Consider the following 15,836-nt stretch of genomic DNA (forward strand, 5'->3'; position numbering starts at 1 on the left):
TCTTTTCTTCTTCATCGGCATATCCATGGCCTTTACACCTCATGATATGCCTCGCCCACGAAATCACGGATAGGTCCCACGAAATAGGAGTTTCGCCGGTCGTTGCATCTGCCCGAACCAACTGTTCATCAACGTCGAGGCGCAGGCCGATTGATCGAGATCGGTGATAAGAAGAACCGGCTGTTGTTCTGCGATCTGACAGAAATTTGCGAGTCGGCTCCGGAGGTAGCCGTTGCCGCCTCGCCTTAGGCATTGACCAACATCCAACCCAGCTTCGGAGGCAAGGCAAAGGCCTACTTGCTCGCTTAATTCATCTTCTGTTGCAAGTACGATCCAAACCATTACCACAACCCCAACTGTTCTGCCGATTTGGGGTGGGTCTTGGGCAACACGACTTCTGCGACAGAAAGTCCACTCTTCAAAACCAACTCTTCCATCTCGTTGAGAACGCGAACCCGTGTCCCTTCTTGAGCAGGTTCCAGCAAAAGTACGCCGCGACCGTCAATGCCTTGGTTGCTAAGCAGAGCCTCGCTGTGTGTACTGATCAAGACCTGCCGAGAGCGCTTCTTTCTGTCACGCTGCACACGCTGTAATAAACGTGGAACCTCGCGCACGATGGCGTCGTTAAGTGACAGTTCCGGCTCTTCGAGTAGTAACAAGGAGTCGCTCTCTAGCAAAACCCACAAAAGGCCCAGCAAGCGAAGCGTACCATCCGAAAACTGTTCTTCACGTTGCCAGCCAGCGTTGGGACGGTAATGCGTGTACATTGCCTCTAAATGCGGACGGCCATTAACTTTGTCTGAAGTGAAGCGTAACTCTTTGAATTGTGGAACTGCTAACGCAAGCGCCGTCTCGATTTTCTTCAGGCGTGAGTCTCGGACCTTGGGCGAAGTCTTGGCAATTCGTTCGAGAAAACCTTGACCGAACGGATCATCTTCGAGGCGCTGTCCGCCAATCTGATCGCCATATTTCAATAATTGGGGAACTAGATGTAGGTATGTTGCTTCACCGAAGAACGTTGCAAGTTCTCGGAAGGGTGCGTTGGCTTGGATCTGTTCCAATGCGGTTTGGGTAAGGCGGACGGCATCCCTTTTGTCATTGTCGTCCGGGCGATTCAGTATCCGCTTACCCTTGTGCCACACCTGTTCAATTGAAATCAGCGTCCGATGTGCTCCCTTTCCTTCATGCTTAAAGCCTAATATGTAACGCCAAACAGGTTCGTCGCCCGCTGCCTCTGCAAGATCAACCTCTATGCGCACCTCAGGATCCTTGCGAGCGTGCAAGCAACGCAATTTCTGAATGCCACCGCGGTCATGTATTGCCTTTTGCAAACCGCCGCCCTGCGGCTTGCTGATGTCTCGAAGAAATCGGAAGACATCTAACAAATTTGATTTTCCGGAGGCGTTGGCACCCAGCAGATAGGTGCGTTCGCGAAGTGGAACATTGACTTCGAGAAAGTTTCTCCAGTTCTTGAGAGCGAGATGCGTGACGAGCATGTTTAATGCCTCATAGGGCTATTGCGCCGGCAGGATGGAACCCATGTGCAATTCGATGCCGGGATATTGGGCCTGACCAAAGCGGCAAGGATACCGCGAAGTTGCCTGGGTGGCGATCTTTGAGGCGGTGCTGGATAAGGGAGGCCCTGATGGACTGGCGAGTGGACCGCCGCGAGTGCAGCTAAATTACAGCTTGGACGAGCTGGATTGGCCTTGATTGACCCTGTGTAGCCTTGGTTTTGCAGTTTGCGCGTTGCGTAAGGCTTTGATTTACAAGGATGTGCTGCGCATTGGTAAAGCTGCCGAAGGCAGGGGTTGCTGGTTCGATCCCAGCCGGGCGCGCCAAATGGCCTGATTCCAGGCGTCGAATTTCCCGATCCGTTTTTCTGAATTCGCTGAAGCGTCGCGTTGCGCACTCGGCCGAGTCCGTGCGGCTTCCCGCGCCGTTTCGCCGCCACCCCGTTATGCGAGAATCCCCGCAACGACAACTCCAAGCGTCGATCGCGGCGGCCGTCCGCGCATCGCGCCGACTCTCCCGATGGCAGCCATCCCGTCTCTCCCGGCCGCCGGCGATGCCCGCGCGCTGACCGACGCGCAGCAGGCGCTGCTCACGCGTCTGCTTGCCTATTCCCCCGACGACCCGCACGCCGCGCTGCCGTACAGCCGCCGCCTCGCCGAAGCGGAAGGCTGGACACATGCGCACGCGCTGGCCGTGATCGACGAATACAAGCGCTTCGCGTTCCTCGCGCAGGCGGCCGGACACCCGGTCACGCCGTCGGTCGCGGTCGATGCCGCATGGCATTTCCACCTGCAATACACGGTCGAGTACTGGGACGTGTTCTGCGCCGATGTGCTGCGCGCGCGGCTGCATCACATGCCCGGCACCGGCGCGCCGGACGAAGCCGCCGTGTACGCGCGGCGCTACCAGGACACGCTCGACAGCTATCGCCGCCTGTTCGGCCGCGAGCCACCCGCGTCGATCTGGCCGCGTCCCGAGTCCCGGCCGGCCGATGCCGGATCGCCGCAGGCGAGGGCGACGGCGACGGCGGGGGCAGGCGCCGACAGGCAGGCGGAACCGCCGTCTGCAGCAGGCCCGGCAGCCCGCCGAACCTGGCGCGACCGGCTGCCGAAGGCGGCGGTGCCCGCTGCCGCCGCGAGCGTCATCGCGACGGCCGCATCGGCGCGCGACTTCGACGTCCTGAACTACACGGGACTGCAGTTTCTCGCGTTCTACCTGCCGGTCTGCATCGTCGCGCTGCTGCTGATCGTCGTGCTGCAGCAGATCGAATACCGCTGCCGGCGCCGACACGTGCAAGCCGTCTCGTCGGGCCTGACGGCCGAGGAGGCCGCCTATCTCGCGGGCGACGAATCGCGGGCCGCGCAGGTGGCGACGCTGTCGCTCGTCCAGGCAGGCGCGATCGACCTGTCGATGGCCGGGCGGCTGGGCGCGCGCGTGCGCAGCGTCGACCCGATGCGGGGCGGCGCGTATGCGGACGAGTGCCACTGGCTCGCCGCGCAGCCGGACGGCGAGGCCAGCTTCGGCGCGTTCCGTCAACTGCTCGCGCGTCGCGTGTCCGCTGGCGCGAACGCGCTGCGCGGGCGTGGCTGGCTGTGGGCGGCGGGTGAGATGCGGGCCGCACGCATGGCCTCGCGCGCGATCGCGCTGGCCGTGCTCGGCACCGGCGCGGCGAAACTCGCGGTCGGGTTGAGCCGCGGGCGGCCGGTGCTGCTGCTGGTCATCAGCATGGCGGTGTTTGCCATCGCATACCGGATCGTCGCGCGGCGCCTGACGGGATTCGGGCGCGGCGGCCTGACGGTCGGTGCGAGAACGGCGCTCGCCGCGCACCGCAGCGCCCGCCGCGACGAGCCCGATTCGCCGGACGCGCTGCTTTGGGCGACCGCGTTGTTCGGCGCGGGCGCGCTGGCCGGCACCGCGTGGGCCGCGCATTCGATGGTGCTGATGGAGCCGCCGCCGGTGCCGCCGGTCGCGGCGCGCAGCGGCGGCTCGTCCGGTTCCACGTACACCTCGACCGACTCGAACACGAATTGTTCGTCGTCGAGTTCGTGCAGTTCCAGCTCGTGCAGCTCGAGCAGTTGCGGCGGGTGTTCGTCGAGCAGTTGACGCGCGAATGCCCGCGCCGTCGTCAATCGATCGCGGCGTCCGCGATCGCCGTTTCCGGCGTGCCGGCGCCCGTCTCCATGTCCGCGGTGTCGATGATCGCGACCCAGTCGAACGCGGGCATCGCGCTCAGCTGGTCGGCGGTGGCCGCGTACTCCTGTGCCGACGTACCCAGGTAGCGCAGCCGGTCCGTCCACTCGGGCCACGGGCCGGGCGACGTCGTCAGCACGACGCTCAGCAGATCCCGTTCGGCACGCGCCGCGACGATGCGCAGCGCGGCCTGCACGCGTTCGGCGTCGCCGGTGGCGTCGAGGATCAGCGCGCCGGGAATCGGCGCATCCCGCGGCGGCAACCGTACGGCCGTGCCTTCGCGTTCGATACACATCCGGTAGGTCTCGCGAACCAGCGGCAGGCGCGCCTGCAACGCGTCGTGCTTACGCACGCGTGCCTGCGCGGTACGGGCGATCCGCCGGCGCAGCGCGGGCCGCGTGATCAGGCGATCGAGCGCGTCGTCCCATGCGTGCGCGGCATCGCCGGCGAGCAGCACGTCGTCGCCGTCGTTCAGTGCGATGCGCAGGGCCGGCCGGTCGCTCGCGACGACGGCGATGCCGGCGGCCGCGAATTCCTGTCGCTGGATCGTGCTGCCCGCGCCGTCGCCGGTATCGGCGAGCGGCATCAGCGCGACATCCCAGTCGAGCACGCGCAATTGCTGCGCGTATGCGCGGTATCCGTCGGGCGCGGGCCGGAACTCCGCCGCCGGATGATGCTCCCAGCCGGCCGGCACCCGCGCGCCGAAGAATTGCACGGCAATGCGGCCGGCATGGCGCTCGCAGAGCGCACGCAGCGTGGCGTCCACCAAGGCGAAATTGGCCGGCAGCAGCGATGCGCCGGCGACGCCGATCGTCACGCTTGCGTTGCTGGATGCCGGCACCGCGCGCAGGAACAGGTCGAGATCGACGCTGTCGGGCAGCACGAACACGTTCGGGTTCCAGGGCAGGTACTGGCGCGCGAGATCCGGCGTCGGGACGATGATCGCGTGCGCGTTGCCGAGCGCAAACGCGATGCCGGTCCACGTCGCGTCGGCCTGCGCCGACGGCCGCACGGCGAGCGGAAGATCGGTCGCGTAGATCACGGGTTTGTCGAACTCGAAGATCGCGCTCAGCGCCGTCAGCGGCAGCAGGCCTGGCGTGTGGCGATCGAGCAGCACGGCGTCGGCTGCGGCGATCGCCGTGCTGTCGGCCAGGCCGCTGACGAGCGCCCAGTCGTCCTCGAGCCGTGCGAACGGCAGCGCGAGGCGGCGTTGCACGGACGCGCCGTCGACCGGATCGATCGCGTAGGCGACGAGGCGCTTCTTCTGCTGCGCGCGCATCGCGCGCGGTTCGCCGGGCGCCGGAGCCGTGGCGGCCGGCCGCCGCCCGTGTTCGGCGAGCCGCGCGTACAGCGCGCCGTGCCGTGCGGGCTCCGCATCGGCCGGCAACACGTGTACCGCCGCGTTCACGTGATGATACGTGGCGGCCATTGCGTCCGATCGCACCACCAGTGCATCGGCACGGCGGATCGCGTCACGCATGGCGGCGAGCCGGCGCGCGCTGCCGGCGATGTGCGGATCGTCGAGCGAAAACGCGTCGAGCGGCCTGTCGAGGTCGCAGACGACCGGCTTGCCGAGCGTGAACATCTGCTCGAGCGCGGCACCCGACAACAGGCTCGGCGTCGCGCCGTGCAGGACGATCACGTCGGCCCGTTGCAGCGCATCGAGGTCGATGCCGTTCGCGCCGACGGGAAAGTCGGCCGTCCATTCGCGCTCGAGCGCGCGCAACGGCGTGGCGAAACGCGTCGTGATGTGCGGATCCGTGGCCGGCTCCATGCACACGACGGCCATGCGCCGCGTCGCGGGCGCGGCCGGTCGCGTGGTGGCCGCGCCGTTCGGGCCGGCGCGCGCATCGAGCGCATCGGCGTGCGCCTGGGTCTTCTCGACGAACTGCCGCAATTGCCGCCAGAACGTCGCCTGTTCTTCCCGATACACGTCGCGCGCCGCGTGCACGGTCGCTTTCGCGTGCGCGATTTCGTGCGGATCGAGCCCCCACGCGATCCCCTTGCCGCCCATCACCCAGCGTTCCGCGGTCGGCATCGACGCGTCGTTCAGGATGCACACGACCGGGCAGCCGCACAGCAGCGCCTCGAAGGCCGCGGTGGACCATTCGTACAGGTACAGGCATTCGACACGGCGAAACAGTTCGGCGAGTTCGTGCGCGGAGCGCTGCACCACGCGTCCCGAGATCTCGATCGACTCGGCCGTCGCGGGATGCAGGCTGCCGCCGCGGCGCAGATGTCGGTTCAGGAACACGGCCGTGCCGCGGCGGGTGGCATCGTCGACGCCGTCGCAGTGGAAGATGCGCGTATCGACGAGCGGCATTCTCAGCAGATCGGCCTGCCATCCGTTGGGAACGATCGATGGCCCGAACGCGATCACGAGATCGGTCGGCGCGAGGTCGATCGGATTGCCGTTGATGCGGCCCGGCTCCGCGAGCAGGTAGCGTGCGACGCAGCGCGCGCCGAGCGGATTGCCTTCGACGATCTCCGGATAGACGGCGATCGGGCTGCGGCCCGCGGCCAGGTGCGCGTGCGCGATCTCCTGCGTCAGCAACGGCGTACGCAGCCCGGGATGGACTTCCGTCGTATGGAGGTAGGCCTCGCAGCCGAGCAGGTTCAGCGCGTGGCACAGGTAGTGCATCGCGCGCACGCCGCCGGACGTCTGCTTGTAGCCGGGGGCGGAGACGTAATAAGGATGGCCGAGCGGCGCGAAGATGCTGGGCGAATCGTTCATGGAGCGGATGGCACGAGGTGCGATGAAGGTTGGCGGCCGGCCGTTCGTGCCCCGGTCCGGTAGAAGTCGGATACCACCTGAATGACGCGGTCCTGCTCCGCGTCGCTCATCGCGTGGTATAGCGGCAGGCGCACGAGCCGGTCGGCGACGTCATCGGTCACCTGCATGCCGGAGCCGCAACGGCCGTAGCGGCGGCCCGCCGGCGAGCTGTGCAGCGGCACGTAGTGGAACACGGCGAACACGCCCGCATCGCGGATCCGCTCGAGCAGCGCCGTGCGCTCCGCGAGGTCGCGCGCGAGGAAATAGAACAGGTGGCCATTGCCCGCTTCGCTCAGCGGCGTCGCGGGCAGCGTGAGGCGGCCGGCATCGTGCAGCGGCCGCAGCGCATCCTCGTAGCGCTTCACGGTCGCGCGCCGCTGCGCGGTGATCACGTCCGCATGCTCGAACTGCGCGTACAGGAACGCGGCGATCAGTTCGCCGGGCAGATAGGACGAACCGACGTCGACCCACGTGTACTTGTCGACCTGGCCGCGAAAGAACTGGCTGCGGTTGGTGCCTTTTTCGCGGATGATCTCCGCGCGCTCGACGAGTCGCTCGTCGTTGACGAGCAGCGCGCCGCCTTCGCCGGCGATCACGTTCTTGGTCTCGTGGAAACTGAGGCACGCGAGATGGCCGAGGCTGCCGAGCGGCTTGCCCTTCCAGGTCGACTGGATCGCCTGCGCGGCGTCCTCGACGACCCATAGCCGATAGTCATCGGCCAGGTGCGCGAGCGTGTCCATGTCGCACGACACGCCCGCATAGTGGACGGGGACGATCGCGCGCGTGCGCTCGGTGATCGCGGCGGCAACCAGTCTTTCGTCGAGGTTCAGCGTATCGGGACGGATGTCGACGAACACGGGCGTTGCGCCGCGCAGCGCGAACGCATTGGCGGTCGACACGAACGTATAGGACGGCATGATGACTTCGTCGCCCGGGCCGACGTCGGTGAGGATCGCCGCCATCTCCAGGGCGGCCGTGCACGAGTGCGTGAGCAGCGCGCGATGACAGCCGATGCGCGTTTCCAGCCACTGGTGGCACAGCCTGGTGAATGCCTGGTCGCCGGCGAGCCCGCCCTGTTCGACCGCCTTCGCGATGTAGTAGAGCTCCTTGCCGACGATGAACGGGCGGCCGAACGGAATGCGGTCGAGATTGGGAGGAGCGAACATGGCGGGACTCCGCGAAGGCGTGAAGAGGGGCAACGGGGCCGGTGGCTTGCGTGTGGGCGCTCAGCCATCCTTCCGGACGAGGATCGTGAATTCGTACAGCCCGTAGTCGTGCAGCAGCGCGACGTGGCGCGCGTAGCGGCGCTTGCAGCGATCGAACAGCGCGCACGGATCGGCGTAGTACAGCCGCTCGGGACGCATGTGCGGCGGATCGGAATACGACGTCAGGCAGTTGAACGCGAAGCCGAGACGGCTCGTCGCATGCAGCGTGTCGACCGTTGCATGGATGTACTCGAGCCACGCGTCGTCGCCGTGGCCGCGATGCACGTTGAAGATGCCCGACGCGATGCCGTAGTCGGCGACCGACGACGGCGTGTCGCCGACGTGGAACGACACGTCGCCGCGATCGCGATAGCGCTGCCGGGCCGCATCGATCATCTCCGGTGAAACGTCGTTGCCCGCATAGGTATGGCCGCGCCCTGCCGCCTGCTCGTCGAGAAAGTCCACCAGCGCGCCGTAGCCGCATCCGAGGTCGTTGATCGAGAAGCCTTCGGCGGCTGGCGCGACGATCTTCGTCAGCTGGGCGAACCGCAGCCGCTGGCCGTCCTCGCCGTTCCAGTCCACGCCGCGCGCGGTCTGGCCATGCTCGGCGAGACGCGCGCTGTAATACGCGGCGACGTCCGCCAGCAGGTTGGAGTGTCGGGAATCGTGCATCGCGCAATCCTCAGTTTCGGCCGGTCACGACATGCCGGCGCGCATCCGGGCCGCAATGAAACAGCACGTCGAGCACCGTCACGCCGTGGACGAACTCGCCCCACAGCTGCGCATACGGCGGATAGTCCGGATAGTCGAACCAGCGCACCGCGACCTGCGCGGCCGTGAACCGGCTTTCGTCGAGATAGTCGCGTGCGGCGGGGCCCGACAGGTATTCGGTCGCACCGGCCTGCAGGCACAGGTTCAGCAGCTTGTCGGTGCGATCGCCTTCCAGCACGTAGTCGGACGACGACGACATGCGCGTGGCGATGCCGAGCTGCCGGTTGATCCAGGTCAGCATCGCGAGATTGAGCGCGCTCAACGTGTCGTGCCGGCCGTGCAGGTAGAGCGCTTCGAGCTCGTCCGCGTAGCGCGAGAAATGCGGCGCGCGCGCGTAGTTCTGCCGCAGCCGCGTCCAGTGCTGTCCGGCCCAGTCCGTGCCGTCGATCTCGGTGTCGCGAATGCTCTGGTGATAGCGGCCCTTCACCCGGACCGGCACGGTCAGCCATTGCACGCCTTGCGGCGTCTTGATCTGGTTGCGGTTGCGCCAGTCGCGCCGCGTGTACTGCGCGTCGTCGTACAGGATGAACTCGTCGGTCGCGGCGATCAGGTCGAAGTAGCCCTTCCACGGGATGTAGTTCGACTGGACGATCGCGATGCGTTTCGGCTGGGCAGTCATGTCGCTCAGGCCGGGATGTGACCGTACCGGTACATGTCGACGAGCTCGGGCGGAATGCCCCAGTCGGTCGCGCCGAGCCGGTCGTGCAGTGCCTCGAGGTCCGCGCGGATCGAGCGTTCGAGCTGCTCGACCATGCGGTTGCGCGCGGGCACGAAGTCGTGCTGGTAAGCGGCGTTGATCTGGTGGCGGATCGTCTTCGCGATCGCCGCCTCGCGCGACAGGTTGCGGATCAGCGGCCGCTCGGGCGCCAGCTCCGCATAGCGCGGATCGATCGGCAGCCCGCGCATCGCGGCGACGAGGTCGCGGCACAGCACGGGCGACAGGTGGAAACCGTCACGCTTGGTGCCGCCGAGAATCCACAGGTCGCGCACGCTGGTTTCGCCGATCAGCGGATACAGGTCGGACGTCGTCGGCCGCCAGCCGACGTTCACGTTGACGAGATTCGCGCGCGAGAACCGCGAGTTGATCTGGTCCATCGCGGATTTGAGCAGCGTGTACGCGCTGCCGGCATGCCCGTGTTCGTGCGGCACCGGGCTGATGTAGTTGCTCGCGCCGACGAGCGTGCGGTCCGGGCCGTAAGGCGCCGAATAGACGCCGCACGCGAGGCCGCGGTTGGTCGTGCGCACGCAGTGCGTATGCACGCTCTCGCTGCTCTGCAGCTCGATCGACATGCCGATCCCGTAGAACAGCCGTTGCACCGGAAGGTCGGGCAGGCTCGCCTGCAGCACGCGCGTCAGGTTCGCGCCGTTGCAGAGCACGAACCGGTCGGCGTCGAGCGTCGCACCGTCGCTCAGGCGCGCACCGGCGACGCGCCCGCCCGCGACGTCGATGCGCTCCACTTCGGCCGACACGAACGTGACGTTGCCGGCCGCGGCCACGCTGGCCTGGAGCGCATCGAGAAACTGTTTCGGGTTCGCCCAGCCTTCGCGCTTCAGATACACCGCGTTCAGCGCGCGAAACTGCGGGAGCGGGTGGTAGTTCGGGATGCCGGCCGGATCGACGGCTTCGCACGGCTCCTCGAACTCGCGGCAAAAGCGCCGCATCGCCGCGAAGTTCTCGTCGTCGAGCGCGTCGGTCGCGGCGTTGTTGAGCACGTAGGTGCCGAAGCCGTGCGCGACCGCGCGATCCGGCGTGCAGATCTCGGCGAATACGTCGGGCCACGCGGCGGTCGCCGCGCGGCTCAGTTCGAACTTGAAGCGGTCGATCGGCGTGCCGAGCGAATCGCCTTCCAGTTCGGTGAACGAGTTGAGCATCGCGGCGGCCGCGCGCGTCGCCGAGCCCGGGCGCTGCGCCGGACCGACGACGACGAGCTCGATGCCCGGCTCGGCGCGCTGCCAGGCACGGGCCGTCATCAGCCCGAGGATGCCGTTGCCGAGGATCGCGATCTTCATGTGCGCACCCCGCCGCCTTCCGGGAAGGTGAGGTAGCACAGCGACGGATACGACTTCGCCTTGTGGATCCGGTGCGGATGCTTGCCGAGCAGCTCGCGCACGTAGTGGATCCCTTCGGCCGGCGTCTGGCCGCCGCGCGTGAGCTGCCAGAACGCGACCACGCCCCCCGGCACGAGGCGCCTCATCACCGTCTCGAACGCCTGCCGGGTGGGCCCCGGCACGTTCAGGTCGAACCACGCGAGCGCGACCGGTTCGCCCGGATGGGCTTCCTCGTAGGCGGCCAGCGTGTCGCGGCAATCGCCTTCCCACACGTGGTGCTTGCCGTTCACGTGGCCCATCGCGTTGTTGCGCTCGTGCAGCGACAGCAGGTTGCGCAGCAGGTCCGCATAGTCGCCGGCGAGCGAGTACGTGCCGTCGGAGAACAGCTTGCGGTCGCGCGAATCGCTGTCGGAGAAGCCCGCGTAGCCGGTGAACGTATCGAACGCGTGAATCCGGCGCTGGAAGTTCAGCGGCTCGAGGATCGCGCGAAAGTTTTCGCACAGCACGGCAGTCTGGCCGCGCCAGGTGCCGAGATCGAGGATCGAGCCCGGCAGCGGCACGATCTGCTCGTAGACCTCGAACGTCGCGAGAATCCGCGCGAGCAGCGAGCCGCGCACGAACAGCCCGAGCGAGCGTTCGAGCTCCTCTTGCGTCGCGGGATAGGTCTGCATCAGGTCGAACAGCTCGCGCCGTGCGGCGAGCTGGTCGTCATTCGAGTTGGAGATGATTGAGGACTCGTGCATACACATGGCTCCAGGCGCTGAGGGGGGAGTCGGAGCATCCCTGGCCGCGTGCCGGCAAGCGGCTTGCGCCCTGCGCGATCGTCCGCGCGGTGGACGCCTCCAAGTCTGTGCCCGAGTCTATCGGCCCGTGCGCGGATCAAATGCCGGATTAGCGGGCCGTTTTCCCCCGCATTTCGGTGAATGCCGGCACACGCCGGGGCTTGGGCGGCTGGGCATACGGCGTCCGGCCGCTGCGGCAAACCGTTGTCGTGCCACGCGCGCAACGGTCTCGCGAGGAATCGCGGGGGCGCTCGCCCGGTGCGCCGTGCGCGCGAACCGCGACCCTGATCGTCGTCAAGCCGCCGGCCGCACCGTCACATGAAAAGCGACCAAATCCGCCACCTGCTCCGCCGATTGGAACGGCGGCCCCACGCCGAAAATGCTGGCATGTCGAGGGCCGTCCGCGCGGATGCGATGCCGGCCTCCGCGCGGATGCGCGCTTCGTATCGAACCCACGCTGGCTTACCACGATGACTGATCTCACGCTGTCCGACTCTCCCGTCGCCACGATCGAAGCGGCGCTGGCGCTTCACCAGGCCGACCGGCTCGAAGAGGCCGAGACGCTGTACCGCCGGATCCTCGACACCGATCCGCGGCACGCGGACGCGCTGCACCTGCTCGGCCTGATCGGTCACCAGTACGGGCGTTATCACGAGGCGTCCGAACTGATCATGGCCGCGATCGAGATCAAGCCCGACGCGATCTACTACTACAACCTCGGCAACGTGATGCAGGCGCACAACCGCCCGGCCGCGGCCGCCGAGTGCTTCCGTCTCGCGATCGAGCTGCGGCCCGGCTACGTCGACGCCTACAACAACCTCGGCAACGCGCAGCGGCTTGCGGGCAACGCGCGCGGGGCCGTCGACGCGTTCTGCCAGGTGATCGCGTTGCAGCCCGACCACGGGCAGGCGTACAACAACCTGGGCAACGCGCTGCTCGACCTGAACGAGATCCCGGCCGCGCTCGAGGCATACCAGCACGCGGTCGCGCTGCGTCCCGAACTGCCGGAGCCGCGCAGCAACCTGCTGTTCGCGTACCACTACAGCGACGCGTTCGACCCGCACGCGTACCTCGACGAAGCCGCGCGCTTCGATGCGCTCGTCACGCAGCGCGCGCAGCCGTATTCGACGTGGCGGGTCGACCTGGCCGCGCGCATCGGGCGGCCGCTGCGCGTGGGCATCGTGTCGGGCGACCTGAAGGCACACCCGGTCGGCTATTTCATCGAAGGGATGCTCGCGCACCTGAAGCGCGAGCGCGTCGAACTGCATGCGTATCCGACGCGCGACGTCGAGGACGACGTCACCGCGCGGCTCAAGCCGCGCTTCGCATCGTGGACGTCTCTCGCCGGCCTCGACGACGCGGCCGCGGCCGCGCGGATTCGCGACGATGGCATCGACGTGTTGATCGACGCGTCCGGTCATACGATCCACAACCGCCTGCCGCTGTTCGCGTGGAAGCCCGCGCCGCTGCAGGTGAGCTGGCCCGGCTACTTCGCGAGCACCGGCATGCGCGCGATCGACTACGTGCTGGGCGACCGCCACGTGATGCCGGCCGACGAGGCCGCGCATTTCGTCGAACGCGCGTGGCACCTGCCCGACAGCTATCTGTGCTTCACGCCGCCCGCGATCGAGCTCGACGGCGGCCCGTTGCCGATGCTCGCGAACGGCTATCCGACCTTCGGCTATTTCGGCAAGCTCGCGAAGCTCACCGACCGCGTGATCGACGTCTGGTCGCGCGTGCTGCGCGACGTGCCGGACGCACGGCTGTTCGTGAAGGCGCCGCATCTCGACGACCCGCGCGAGCAGGACGCGCTCGCGGCCCGCTTCGCCGCGCATGGCATCGACGCGGCGCGCCTGCTGTTCGAAGGCCGCTCGCCGCGCGACGAATACCTGGCCGCCTACCGGCGCGTCGACCTGATGTTGAGCCCGTTCCCGTACCCGGGCGGCACGACCACGGCCGAAGCGCTGTGGATGGGCGTGCCGGTGCTTGGCCGCCGCGGCGCGCGGTTCCTGTCGCATATCTGCGAAAGCCTGCTGCAGGCGGCGCGCCTGCCCGAATGGATCGCGGACGACGACGATGCGTACGTCGCGAAGGCCGTCGCGTTCGCGCGCAATCCGGCCGAGCTGGCCGTGCTGCGCACGACGCTGCGTGCGCAGGTGCTTGCATCGCCGCTGTGCGATGCGCCCCGCTTCGCGCGTCATTTCGAGGAAGTGCTGCACGCGATGTGGGTGCGCCGCGTCGACGCCGCACCGGGTGCCGCATCATGAACGGCCAGTCCGTCCTCATCACCGGCGGCGCGGGCTTTCTCGGCTCGCATCTGTGCGAGCGGCTCGTCGGCGCCGGCTACGACGTGATGTGCGTCGACAACTTCCACACCGGCAGCAAGCGCAACATCGAACACCTGATCGGCCAGGTCAATTTCGAGGTGATCCGCCACGACGTGTGGCTGCCGCTCTACGTCGAAGCGGACCGCGTGTTCAACATGGCCTGCCCGGCGAGCCCCGTGCACTACCAGAGCGACCCGGTGTCGACGGTGAAGACGGCCGTGCTCGGCGCGATCAACATGCTCGGTCTCGCGAAGCGCTGCGGCGCGCGCATCCTGCAGGCGTCGACGAGCGAGGTGTACGGCGACGCGCAGCAGCATCCGCAGCAGGAAAGCTACTGGGGCAACGTGAATCCGAACGGGCTGCGCGCATGCTACGACGAAGGCAAGCGCTGCGCCGAGACGCTGTTCTTCGACTATCACCGCCAGCACGGCGTCGACATCCGCGTGGTGCGGATCTTCAATACCTACGGTCCGCGCATGCGCGTCGACGACGGACGCGTCGTGTCGAACTTCATCATGCAGGCGCTGCGCGGCGAGCCGATCACGCTGTACGGCGACGGCAGCCAGACGCGCTCGTTCTGCTACGTCGACGATCTCGTCGAAGGCCTGTTGCGGATGATGGACCAGGACGACGACACCGGACCGATGAACCTCGGCAACCCGAGCGAGATCACGATCCGCGAGCTGGCCGAATGCGTGCTGCGGCTCACCGGCTCGAAAAGCCGCATCGAATATCGCCCGCTGCCGGCCGACGATCCGCTGCAGCGCCGTCCCGACATCGGCCGCGCGCGTCAGCGCCTCGACTGGCAGCCCGGCATCGCGCTCGAGGATGGCCTGAAGGAGACGATCGCCCATTTCCGCAAACTGGTGAATGCATGAGCCACGATCTGATCGACGCCCCCTGCCCCGTCTGCGCGCACACCGTTGCCGCGCCGTTCTTCCCGGCCGGCGAGCGCACGCTCGCGACGCTCGCGTGGCCCGCGTCCGCCGAAGCGGCGCGCGAGCTGCCGCGCCATGCGCTCGATTTCGTCCAGTGCCCGCGGTGTTCGCACGTGTGGAACCACCGGTTCAGCTACGACGCGATTCCGTACCAGCGCAACCCGAACCGGATGTTCAACAGCGGCGGGATCTGGAAAGGCCATCTCGCGGCCACGCGCGACCTGCTGCTTGGCGCGCTGCCGGCCGAGCCGACGGTCGTCGAGATCGGCTGCGGCGAAGGTCATTTCGTGCGCGGCCTCGCACAGGCGAGCCGCGGCGGCCGCTTCGCGGGCTTCGATCCGAACGCGAGCGCGGGCACCGGCAACGGCATCGAATTCCACGCGCGGCTGTTCGCACCGCTGGCCGACATGCCCGCGTTCCGCCCCGACGCGATCGTGATCCGGCACGTGCTCGAACACCTGACCGAACCGGCGAAGCTCGTCGAGCAGCTCGCATGGGGCGCGGCGCGCCAGCCGAACGTGTGCTGGCTGTTCGCGGAAGTGCCGTGCATCGATCGCGTGTTCGAGACGGATCGCCTCGCCGACTTCTTCTACGAGCACGTATCGCAGTTCACGACGGAGTCGTTCCGCACGCTGATGGCGCGCGCCGGCGAGATCGTGACGCTCGCGCACGGCTACGACGGCGAAGTCGTCCATGCGCTGGTGCGGCTCGGCGTGCCCGAGCACGCGCGCACGCGCGCCGACGCGTCGCTGCAGTTCGCGGCGCGCTCGGTCGGGAACCGCGCGGCGATCGCCGGGCAGCTCGCGAAACTCGCCGAATCGGGGCAGCGCGTCGCGATCTGGGGCGGCACGGGCAAGGCCGCCGCGTTCATCCATCACTTCGATGCCGACGCGGCGCGCTTCCCGCTCGTCGTCGATTCCGATCCCGACAAGGTCGGCACGTATGTGCCGGGCACCGGCCAGAAGATCGAATTCCGCGACGCGCTGAAGGCGGCGCCGGCCGACGTGGTCATCATTCCGACGCAATGGCGCGCGCGCGACATCGTCGCCGAGATGTCGCGCGAAGGGATCGCCGCCGCGGCCGTGATGATCGAGCACGACGGCCGACTGATCGACTTCGGGCGCGAACCGCATCCGTATTGAGCGGCGCGCAATGGAGCCGATCGAACTGCAACTGCGGGCCGCGCTCGCGCATCACGAGGCCGGCCGTCTCGCGCCAGCGAAGGCGCTGTACGACGCGATCCTGCACGCGCAGCCCGGACAGCCGGACGCGATGCACTTCCTCGG

The 15,836-nt window shown here is 67.5% G+C and carries 12 protein-coding genes; 5 read left to right on the plus strand and 7 right to left on the minus strand.

The features are described from left to right. Positions 1-341: 341 nt before the first annotated feature. Entirely contained in the window at positions 342-1,496 is a 1,155-nt protein-coding gene (locus DIE21_RS36195; RefSeq protein ID WP_124502125.1) for an AAA family ATPase, read from the minus strand. A 538-nt stretch (positions 1,497-2,034) separates the two neighbouring features. Between DIE21_RS36195 and DIE21_RS36200 the strand changes: the two genes are divergently transcribed. Further along, positions 2,035-3,618, plus strand: a complete 1,584-nt coding sequence (locus tag DIE21_RS36200; RefSeq protein WP_124502126.1) for a TIGR04222 domain-containing membrane protein — start codon at positions 2,035-2,037, stop codon at positions 3,616-3,618. Positions 3,619-3,640: 22 nt separating this feature from the next. Here the strand turns inward: DIE21_RS36200 and DIE21_RS36205 are convergent, their stop codons facing one another. From DIE21_RS36205 to DIE21_RS36230, 6 genes are read right to left on the minus strand one after another with little or no spacing between them, the layout of a single operon-like run. Further along, positions 3,641-6,439 (minus strand): glycosyltransferase, encoded by a 2,799-nt coding sequence (locus DIE21_RS36205; RefSeq protein WP_124502127.1) that lies wholly within the window; start codon positions 6,437-6,439, stop codon positions 3,641-3,643. Continuing rightward, positions 6,436-7,644 carry a dTDP-4-amino-4,6-dideoxygalactose transaminase gene (gene rffA / locus DIE21_RS36210; RefSeq protein ID WP_124502128.1) on the minus strand — a complete coding sequence of 403 codons (1,209 nt, stop codon included), beginning with the start codon at positions 7,642-7,644 and terminating at the stop codon, positions 6,436-6,438. Before rffA ends, DIE21_RS36205 begins: the two co-directional genes overlap by 4 nt. Positions 7,645-7,704: 60 nt before the next feature. Further along, positions 7,705-8,355 carry a trans-aconitate 2-methyltransferase gene (locus DIE21_RS36215; protein ID WP_124502129.1) on the minus strand — a complete coding sequence of 217 codons (651 nt, stop codon included), beginning with the start codon at positions 8,353-8,355 and terminating at the stop codon, positions 7,705-7,707. 10 nt (positions 8,356-8,365) lie between these two features. After that, positions 8,366-9,073, minus strand: coding sequence for a WbqC family protein (locus DIE21_RS36220; protein WP_124502130.1), 708 nt, complete (start codon positions 9,071-9,073; stop codon positions 8,366-8,368). Positions 9,074-9,078: 5 nt separating this feature from the next. Beyond that, positions 9,079-10,464, minus strand: a complete 1,386-nt coding sequence (locus DIE21_RS36225) for an FAD-binding oxidoreductase (RefSeq protein WP_124502131.1) — start codon at positions 10,462-10,464, stop codon at positions 9,079-9,081. After that, positions 10,461-11,246, minus strand: coding sequence for a class I SAM-dependent methyltransferase (locus tag DIE21_RS36230; protein ID WP_124502132.1), 786 nt, complete (start codon positions 11,244-11,246; stop codon positions 10,461-10,463). The genes DIE21_RS36225 and DIE21_RS36230 overlap by 4 nt, the downstream gene beginning before the upstream one ends. 509 nt (positions 11,247-11,755) lie before the next feature. Here DIE21_RS36230 and DIE21_RS36235 point away from each other — a divergent pair. The 4 genes from DIE21_RS36235 to DIE21_RS38365 all read left to right on the plus strand — a co-directional run. After that, a complete protein-coding gene (locus DIE21_RS36235; protein WP_124502133.1) occupies positions 11,756-13,552 on the plus strand; it encodes a glycosyltransferase family 41 protein in 1,797 nt (598 codons plus the stop codon). Continuing rightward, positions 13,549-14,490 carry a UDP-glucuronic acid decarboxylase family protein gene (locus DIE21_RS36240; RefSeq protein ID WP_124502134.1) on the plus strand — a complete coding sequence of 314 codons (942 nt, stop codon included), beginning with the start codon at positions 13,549-13,551 and terminating at the stop codon, positions 14,488-14,490. The genes DIE21_RS36235 and DIE21_RS36240 overlap by 4 nt, the downstream gene beginning before the upstream one ends. Continuing rightward, positions 14,487-15,692 carry a class I SAM-dependent methyltransferase gene (locus DIE21_RS36245; protein ID WP_124502135.1) on the plus strand — a complete coding sequence of 402 codons (1,206 nt, stop codon included), beginning with the start codon at positions 14,487-14,489 and terminating at the stop codon, positions 15,690-15,692. The genes DIE21_RS36240 and DIE21_RS36245 overlap by 4 nt, the downstream gene beginning before the upstream one ends. Before the next feature lie 10 nt (positions 15,693-15,702). Then, positions 15,703-15,836: tetratricopeptide repeat protein (locus DIE21_RS38365; RefSeq protein WP_409364677.1), on the plus strand; the 134-nt coding region annotated here is incomplete at its 3' end.

Origin of the sequence: Burkholderia sp. Bp9140, from assembly GCF_003853425.1 — a bacterium.
GTDB lineage: Bacteria > Pseudomonadota > Gammaproteobacteria > Burkholderiales > Burkholderiaceae > Burkholderia.

Bases quoted from the DNA above. Each gene is read 5' to 3' on its own strand.
- DIE21_RS36205 (WP_124502127.1), bottom strand. From the start codon at position 6,439: ATGAACGATTCGCCCAGCATCTTCGCGCCGCTCGGCCATCCTTATTAC.
- DIE21_RS36200 (WP_124502126.1), top strand. From the start codon at position 2,035: ATGGCAGCCATCCCGTCTCTCCCGGCCGCCGGCGATGCCCGCGCGCTG.
- DIE21_RS36195 (WP_124502125.1), bottom strand. From the start codon at position 1,496: ATGCTCGTCACGCATCTCGCTCTCAAGAACTGGAGAAACTTTCTCGAA.
- DIE21_RS36230 (WP_124502132.1), bottom strand. From the start codon at position 11,246: ATGCACGAGTCCTCAATCATCTCCAACTCGAATGACGACCAGCTCGCC.
- DIE21_RS36235 (WP_124502133.1), top strand. From the start codon at position 11,756: ATGACTGATCTCACGCTGTCCGACTCTCCCGTCGCCACGATCGAAGCG.
- DIE21_RS36245 (WP_124502135.1), top strand. From the start codon at position 14,487: ATGAGCCACGATCTGATCGACGCCCCCTGCCCCGTCTGCGCGCACACC.
- DIE21_RS36215 (WP_124502129.1), bottom strand. From the start codon at position 8,355: ATGCACGATTCCCGACACTCCAACCTGCTGGCGGACGTCGCCGCGTAT.
- DIE21_RS36240 (WP_124502134.1), top strand. From the start codon at position 13,549: ATGAACGGCCAGTCCGTCCTCATCACCGGCGGCGCGGGCTTTCTCGGC.
- rffA (WP_124502128.1), bottom strand. From the start codon at position 7,644: ATGTTCGCTCCTCCCAATCTCGACCGCATTCCGTTCGGCCGCCCGTTC.
- DIE21_RS36225 (WP_124502131.1), bottom strand. From the start codon at position 10,464: ATGAAGATCGCGATCCTCGGCAACGGCATCCTCGGGCTGATGACGGCC.
- DIE21_RS36220 (WP_124502130.1), bottom strand. From the start codon at position 9,073: ATGACTGCCCAGCCGAAACGCATCGCGATCGTCCAGTCGAACTACATC.